This window comes from Anaeromassilibacillus sp. Marseille-P3371 (assembly GCF_900169665.1).
Taxonomy (GTDB): Bacteria; Bacillota; Clostridia; order Oscillospirales; family Acutalibacteraceae; genus Anaeromassilibacillus.
Genome location: NZ_LT835157.1, coordinates 3,412,806 through 3,414,030, shown reverse-complemented (window position 1 = coordinate 3,414,030; position 1,225 = coordinate 3,412,806). Strand labels below are relative to the sequence as shown.

The following is a 1,225-nucleotide window of genomic DNA, read 5'->3' as shown; positions in this document are numbered from 1 at the left end:
TACGAAAAAGAAACGGAGGAAAAGCAATGAAGACAAAAAAGAGCAGAGTCGTTTTGTCGAGCGTTTCCGTGTTGCTGGTGCTGAGTCTGCTGGCAGGCATGACGATGGCCTGGTTTACGGACACGGAAAAGGTGAACGCGAATTTCACCGCGGGCGTGCTGGACATCAGTGTAAAGCCGGGTGACACGGACAAAGGGGATCTCACGTTTGAGAATCTGCGCCCGATGTTGTACGACAACTTCTACAAGGAGTTGGAACCCAATGGCAACGAAAAATGGGTCAACGATGTGACCCAGGATAATACAACGGGCCTGGACGACGAGGATTATGCGCCGGTGCCGGCATACTTTAAGCCGGTGGTTATCAAAAATGAAGGCACACTGCCGGCAAAGGTAAAGCTATCTTTGGAAGCAGGCGATGGCTGCGAAGCAGGGGAGCCGATCCTGACGGAAGACAACATTACGATCAAGCAGGACCCCGAAAAGATGCAGGATTGTGCAAACCGTTTGGCGCCGGTCCTGAAAGTGTTTGTTTACAAGCTGGTGGGCGAAACCTGGACAAAGGTTGAGGATGTCAACCTGAACACAGCGTACGACGAGGCTAAGGCAAATCCGGACAAAGTAGCGTCGGACAACACAGCGAAAGAGACGAACAATACATACATGACGGCGATGCTTCCGGCCCAGGGCACAGCGACCTATGTGATCGCAGGCTATCTGCCGGAGACCGTGAACAACGCCTATCAGGGCCAGCATTTCCACGGCAAGCTGGTGCTGAATGCTTACCAGATGGACGACACCGGCGCTGGCAAGCCGGACGAGGGCGGTTCCAGCTCGACCGATCCGGAGGACCCGGACCGCTTCGAGGACAACGTGACCATCGAGTGGCGTGAAGGAACTGCGGAAGGTGACCTGGTACAAAGCCAGAATGAGACGGTAAAGAGCGATACCACCATTGCAGCTGTGAACTATGATGCGCCGAATGGTTATGTGTATAGCCCCGAGGCGGCAGAACAGTCCACCGAGGTGACGGTCAATCATGAGACTGGCGAAGCAACGCCGGGCAAGGTTATTTTCACGGTGGTGCCGGAAGAGGCGAAGGCGATTGAGTATGTGCTGTATTATAGAAATACAGTAGACGGTCAATTGCTTACCCAAACCGAAACGGTTTCACTGGAATATCCAGGGGAATACACCATTGTAGCCCCCAATGCGCCGGCGTCAAG

Annotated in this window: 1 protein-coding gene; it reads left to right on the top strand. The window is 53.8% G+C overall.

Going from position 1 to position 1,225, the window contains the following annotated elements:
* Nucleotides 1-26: 26 nt before the first annotated feature.
* The coding region (locus B9Y59_RS16880) for a TasA family protein (RefSeq protein WP_198945628.1) at nucleotides 27-1,225 on the top strand (1,199 nt) is incomplete at its 3' end.